Source organism: Sphingomonas sp. ACRSK, from assembly GCF_022346685.1.
Taxonomy (GTDB): Bacteria; Pseudomonadota; Alphaproteobacteria; order Sphingomonadales; family Sphingomonadaceae; genus Sphingomonas; species Sphingomonas molluscorum.
In genome coordinates, this window is record NZ_JAKRNR010000064.1 from 1 (window position 1) to 6,590 (window position 6,590).

Sequence of the window (6,590 nt, forward strand, 5' to 3'; positions counted from 1 at the left end):
TTATCTGGACAGTCTGCACCGTGCCTGTCGCTTCATTGAACGGTATGATCCGGGCACGACGCAGGGGGTCATCAGGCCGGATGAAGCGCTATCCATAAGCTGGCGTAGTCCGGCCTGATGGCCACCGTCCCGCAGGCGCGCAACGGGTGCGTTCTGGATTCGGGAGGGGGTCCGGGGGAGGGACTGGCAAGCTGTGGATATTTCAGGGGCCTTGATCGTTATCCAGGAACGCCGCGCAGCGGATGGCCTGGACGCCTACATTCCGGTGATCCTGCGCGAGGAGGCGATCTATGATCCGGACCTCGATCGCTTCTTCCTGGACCTGCCGCTGAACGGCGCGCGTTCGCGCCACTCGCTGCGCGCGCATGGCTACGATATTCTGGTCTGGGTTCGTTTCCTGGGCTCGGTCCGTGGCAAGACTGTCTGGCAAGCCGATGCCGATGATGTCGGTGCTTATTATCGCGCGCGCCGGCGCAGCGATGCGGAGTTCCGGATTTCCGCATCGACGTGGAACCGGGCGATTGCCTCGCTGGACAAGCTATACCGCTGGGCCGCAGTCGAAGGCTTGGTCGAACGCACCCCATTTACCCACCGGCAGGTGTGGCGAAGATCATACGGGGGCCGTCGCGCTGCCATTGCCGGTCGCAACGAAGCCTACGAGCGCGCTGCCCGCCGGTCCGATGTCCGCTTTGTCGATCTGGCCGACTACCAGGCCTTTCGGGACGTCGGACTGCGTGGCCTGACCGTCGAGGGAGCCGAGCGCCCCGGAGCACGCGACCGCAATGGTGCGCGCAACGCGCTTTTCGCGGACCTGCTGGTCACGACCGGATTGCGGCTCGAAGAAGCTTCCTTCCTGCTCGCCGCCGAGATTCCCGTTGGGGATGCGCGCGCAGAGCGCCAACGCCGGGTCGAGCTTCCAGCGGCGCTGACCAAGGGTGATCGCGGCCGTACCATCCTGCTGCCACGCCGACTGCTGTCGGCATTCGATGCCTACATGGCGGTTGAGCGCGCTTCGGCCGTCTCCAAGTTCACGGCGCGCAGAGGCTGGGATGCCATCGAACGCCCGATCTTCATACATCGCCCACCACTGCTGCCGACCGTGATGCATCTGGTTGGCGGCGGCACTATGGATATGGAAGTCGTCACCCCCGACGAGCGGGCAAGGTTTGTCATCTGCGCCGACGATGGCACGCCATGTGAAGCTGCCGTCCTGTGGCTTACCGAGGTCGGGCATCCTGTGCTCCCCAACTCATGGGAAGCGATCTTCGCCCGGGCGAGCCGCCGCTGCGCGGATGCGGGCATTCCCGTTCGCGTCAGCCCCCATCAACTCAGGCATTCCTTCGCTGTTCACATGCTGGCGATGCTGATCCAGCGCCGCCTCGCCGAAGCAGCCGCACCGGCAGGCGCCATGGAAGGCTATCGCCAGTTGCTCGGCGACCCGCTTCAGCAGGTGCAACGCCTGCTCGGCCATTCCAGTCTTTCCACCACGTCGATCTATCTCGATCATCTTGCTACCCGCGCCGATACCGTCGATGCGGCGGTCGAAGAGTTGCTTGCGCGCGTGCCGGGATACCTCCCGGCATGACCGGCTCACCCAGGAAGGGGCGCAAGGTCAGCTTTGAGCAAGACGGTGCAACGCAGGGTGCCGATCCCTGGGATCAGGTCAGTGCGCTGCGCTTCACTATCGATCCCCCATACGGCGGCGGGGTGCTGGTCGATTTCACCACCCTGCGCCCGCGTGGCCTCGCGCTCGCCTTTGCCCGCGGCCTGTTCTCGTTGGTTGCGCCGCGCGGGCCGATCATCGTGCGGACGACCGTCAAGGCCTATACCAACACACTGCCGCGCTTCTTCGCCTACCTCGCGACGACAACGGACCGGATCGATGGCCCTGCGGACCTGCGCGCCCGTCATATCGACGGCTTCGAGGCCTGGCTCGAAGCTGCGGGCAAGTCGCGGGTGCATCTTCCCACCGTGGTCGCCAAGATCGTTGCCGTCCTTCGCCGGATCGCTACCGATACGGCGGGTGCCATCCACCCCGAGCTTCGCGAGCGGCTGCGCTACGTCAGTTCGCACCCCCATGTGAGGCCGCGGCCGCGCGATGCTTACAGCCCGTTAGTCGCCCGCCAGCTCCGCGACGCGGCACGCGCCGACCTTGCCGCCATCGATGCGCGGTTGCGTGCTGGCCCCCGGTTCGACGAAGTTCCTGAGATCGAGGCTGCGACCCGAAGAGCCCATACGGCCATCGAAGCACGCGGGGTGCTGTACTATCGCGATGCCGAGTGGCAGGCGCTCCACCGGCGATTCCGGAGCCGCAACATGCCGGCTCCGGACATGAACATCAGCCTTCACGCAGCCCATCACCTCACGGCTGCCGATATCGTGCCGCTGCTCGTTCTGCTCTCGCTGGAGACCGGGCTTGAACTCGAGTGCTGCAAGACGCTCACCATCGATTGCCTGCGCAATGCCTCGGGCGGAACCGTGGACATCGCCTATATCAAGCTTCGCGCGCACGGCGCTGAACACAAGACTATCCGGGTGCGCGACGGCGGCTCGACCACGCCGGGCGGCCTGATCCGGCGCATCATTGCACACTCGGCCAAGGCGCGGGCGCATAATCCTTCCGATTGCCTGTGGGTCTATTATCAGCACGGCGAGATCGCCGACGGCATTCGCCATCCCCGCTCGACCATCGACGCCTGGACTGCTCGGCACGGTATCGTCGATGATGCAGGCACGCCGCTCTATCTGCGCCTCTCCCAGCTGCGCAAGACGCACAAGGCCCTTTGGTACCTCAAGACTGAAGGACACATGACCCGCTTTGCTGTCGGGCATACGGTCGAGATTGCCGCGCGGCATTACGCCGATGTCCCGTCGCTGCGGCCATTGCACGAGCAGACCGTCGTAGATGCTCTTGAGGAAGCTGTTGCAGGTCCGCGGCTACTGCCACCGCTTGAGGAAGCGCAGCTACGCGATTCCGTTACAGACCCCGATTTCCGCGGCACTGACGATACCATTGCGCTGCTCGACGGCGAGCAGGACGTCTGGCTCGCGAGCTGCGCCGGTTTCTATACCAGTCCGTTTAGCACCGCCGGATCGCCATGCCCGACACCGTTCTGGGGCTGCCTCGATTGCCGCAACGCCGTCATTACCGCGCGCAAGCTGCCCGCCATCCTCGCGTTCCTGGCCTTCATCGACGAGCAACGCACCGCGATGGGCCAGGCCGAGTGGGCCGCCAAGTTCGGCCATGCCCATGCACGCATCGCCCGTCAGATCCTGCCCGCTTTCGGCGATGACGTTGTGGCGCAGGCCCGCACGCAGATCGCAACTCATCCTCCCGCGCTCTACCTTCCGCCTGAGGCACGGGCATGACTGCCATCGCGTCACAGACCACAGCGACCGATGATCGTGATGCCTTGCCGGTGCTTATTTCCGGGGCCCTGCGCCCCGGCTTCGATCGTGCGGACCTCTCGTGCTACGGCGATCCGAGCTGGGACCTCTCGCCCGGCGTGTTTCGCGACAATGCAAGGCGCTGCCACGTCACCGTGCATTTCGGCGGCATCGAAGATCCCGCCATTGCCGATGCGCTGCGCCAGTTCCTCCATGCACGGCTCAACACCGACCTGCCAGGGCATCGCCGCAAGCTTGAGCCGGCGGCGGTGCGGGGCGAGGCGAACCGGGCCCTGCGCTTTTTCAACTTCGTGAAGGCGGAGCTTGGCCGTTTCGATCTTTCACCGGTCGATCAGCCACTCGTCGACCGCTTTGCGCGCTCGTTGCGCACCGCCGGGCTGCGTCCGGTGGCAGCTGCAGATTTGCTGCGCGTGATCTTCGACCTCCACGAACTGCGTCGGCACCTGCCGACTGCGCGCCTTTCCTTTGAGCCATGGCCGGAACGCAACACGTACTCTGTGGCAGGTGCCAGGCACATCGCCGGCGAGAACCGGACGCCGCGCATTCCCGAAGAGATCATCACGCCGCTTCTGGCCTGGTCGCTGCGCTACGTGACCCACTTTTCTGGCGATATCCTTGCCGCGCGCGGGGAGCTTGATCGCCTCGAAGCGAGGCGCAACCGGTTGCTCGCACAGGAGGCCGGACTCGATCCCATCATCCGGCGAGCGCGGCGGCGCCGGCGCCTCAACGCATACATAGCAACCTTGCGGCGACAAGGCCGCGGTATTCCCATCTGGACCAACTCCCACAATGGTACGACGCGGACCGATCAGCGGACCGGCGAGGTCACGCCGCCGATCAACTACCATCTGATGCACCTGCACGCCGGCATCGATGCACAGTCCGAGCCGGCCATGCATCTTGGACTGACCACCGGTGCGCCGGACCTGATTGCGGCTGCCATCGACGAGCTGGGCACGGAAGATGGCGGCATGGATACGCCGATATCGCTCGACCCGACGAGCAGCTTGCCATGGCGGCCTCGCTTCGATGCGAAGGCGCTCGCGCTGGAGGAAGCCATGCTTCAGGCTGCGGCCTATGTCGTTTGCGCCTACCTCTCGGGCATGCGCGACAGCGAGTTGCAGGCCATGCAGCGCGGTTGCCTGCAAGTGGTCAGGGCCGAAGACGGCGCCATCCTTCGCCACCGCATCCGGTCGATCGCCTACAAGGGCAAGCTCGGTCGCGGCGAGGAGGCCGAGTGGGTGACGATTGCACCGGTCGCCGAAGCGGTGGCCGTGCTCGAGCAGCTGTCCGCGCGGGCCGGACGCGCACGCGGGACCACGACGCTGTGGCCGGTCCTCGCGCTCAGGGTCAACACCAAGACCCATGTGTCCTCGGAGATTGTCCGGCAACTGAACCGCTTCCGCGACCATCTCAACGATCGGTTCGGTTCAGATATTGCCCCGGTCATTCCCCTAGGCCCTGCCGGGGTGCCATGGCGGATCACCACCCGGCAGTTTCGCCGCACCATCGCCTGGCATATCGCCAACCGCCCCTTCGGCACGATTGCCGGCATGATCCAGTACAAGCACGCCAGTGTCGCCGCGTTCGAAGGCTATGCCGGGAGCAGCCGGTCGGGTTTTCGCGGCGAAGTCGAGGCGCAGCGGGCACTCGGCCAGATCGACGATATCCTTGTCTATTTCGACGAGCGGCAAGGTGGCGCGCGCCTTGGCGGCCCTGCTGCATACCGCGTGGGAGCAGCGCTGGATGACGCCGCCGATCTGTCACCGCTTCCAGCCATGATTGCCGACCGGGCGCGTCTGCGCACGATGCTCGCAAGTCTCGCGCGGACCTTGCACGTCGGGCCGCTGGCTGACTGCTTCTTCGACCCCGCTACCGCGCTCTGCCTCAACCGGATCACCGAACCGGGCCCGCCCGCGCCGATGATCGCCATGTGTGAGCCGGTCCGCTGTCCCAACGCCTGCATCGCTGAGCGGCATCGTCCGGCTTGGCAGCGCGGGGCCGACGAGGCGCGCGCACTGCTTTGCGAGAAGCGTCTTCCTGAGCCGCAGCGCGTCACGCTGCAAGCAGAGGTGGCACGGATCGAAGCTGTCCTCGCCCAGATCGCGCCAGGTGCCGCCACACCGGCTTGCGGTGTGGCGGGAGAGGAGAGGGGCCGATTTTAGGGTGACGGATTGAAGGAGCGGGAAAGAGATTCCCTCCGGCCGTCGCGGAGATATCCCATGACCCGGACCCATCCGACAGCCGAGCGCGCCGACGTCTATTCCCGCATCACCACCCAGATCGTTGCCGCCATAGAAGCCGGTGCCGGCGACTGGCGTATGCCCTGGCATCACGACGGTGCGGCCACCACGCGGCCCCAGAACGTGACCTCGCGCAAGCGCTACCGGGGAGTAAATGTGCTGGCATTGTGGATCGCTGCTGAGGCCAGCGCATATTCCAGCGGGCTGTGGGGCACCTACCGTCAGTGGGCCTCGCTCGGGGCCCAGGTCTGCAAGGGTGAGCACGGCACCACCGTCGTGTTCTGGAAGCAGGCTGCATCGCGCGCCGAGGATGATCGTGATGACGCAGAGGCAGGTCCTGGCCGCATGTTCGCCCGCGCGTTCACGGTGTTCAACCTTGCCCAGGTCGAAGGATACGAGCCCGAGCCGGTGGCACAACTGCCCGAGAGCGAGCGCTTCGGACACGCTGATGCATTCGTCGAGGCACTGAAGATTCCGATTACGGAAGGCGCCTATGATGCCCACTACCGGATCGACCTTGATCGCATCTTTATGCCAGGCTTCGCCAGTTTTCGCGATGCATCGGCGCACATGGGCACCCTGCTGCACGAGGCGGCCCACGCCACAGGGGCCAAGCACCGGCTCGACCGCAACTTCGCGGAGCGGTTCAAGCGTGACAGTCTTGCGATCGAGGAGATTTGCGCCGAGCTGACCGCCTCGTTTGTCCTCGCTGACCTCGGCATCGCGCACCATCCGCGCCCCGACCATGCCGCTTACGTCGCCTCCTGGCTCCGGGCGCTCAAGGATGATCCGCGCGCAATCTTCACTGCCGCCAGCAAGGCTCAGGCCGCCGCTGACTGGATGCACGCTCAGCAGCCTCAGTCCGAGGAGATCGCAGCATGAAACCGGGTCGGGAAAATGCTGCTGGAATTCACATTGGGGCTGGACTGTCAGGATATG

The 6,590-nt window shown here is 65.4% G+C and carries 4 protein-coding genes; all 4 read left to right on the top strand.

The genetic code is table 11. The annotated features are described in order from the left end of the window. Positions 1-193: 193 nt before the first annotated feature. The 4 genes from MHZ35_RS17460 to MHZ35_RS17475 are packed head-to-tail and all read left to right on the top strand — an operon-like array spanning position 194 to position 6,533. Positions 194-1,585: a tyrosine-type recombinase/integrase gene (locus MHZ35_RS17460; RefSeq protein WP_081796380.1), complete on the top strand. Its 1,392-nt coding sequence runs from the start codon at positions 194-196 to the stop codon at positions 1,583-1,585. Then, complete coding sequence (locus tag MHZ35_RS17465; protein ID WP_067179944.1) at positions 1,582-3,369, top strand: hypothetical protein; 1,788 nt, start codon at positions 1,582-1,584, stop codon at positions 3,367-3,369. The genes MHZ35_RS17460 and MHZ35_RS17465 overlap by 4 nt, the downstream gene beginning before the upstream one ends. Then, positions 3,366-5,573 (top strand): integrase, encoded by a 2,208-nt coding sequence (locus MHZ35_RS17470; RefSeq protein WP_239436796.1) that lies wholly within the window; start codon positions 3,366-3,368, stop codon positions 5,571-5,573. Before MHZ35_RS17465 ends, MHZ35_RS17470 begins: the two co-directional genes overlap by 4 nt. 57 nt (positions 5,574-5,630) lie before the next feature. Then, positions 5,631-6,533, top strand: a complete 903-nt coding sequence (locus MHZ35_RS17475; protein ID WP_037485796.1) for an ArdC family protein — start codon at positions 5,631-5,633, stop codon at positions 6,531-6,533. Positions 6,534-6,590: the final 57 nt, after the last annotated feature.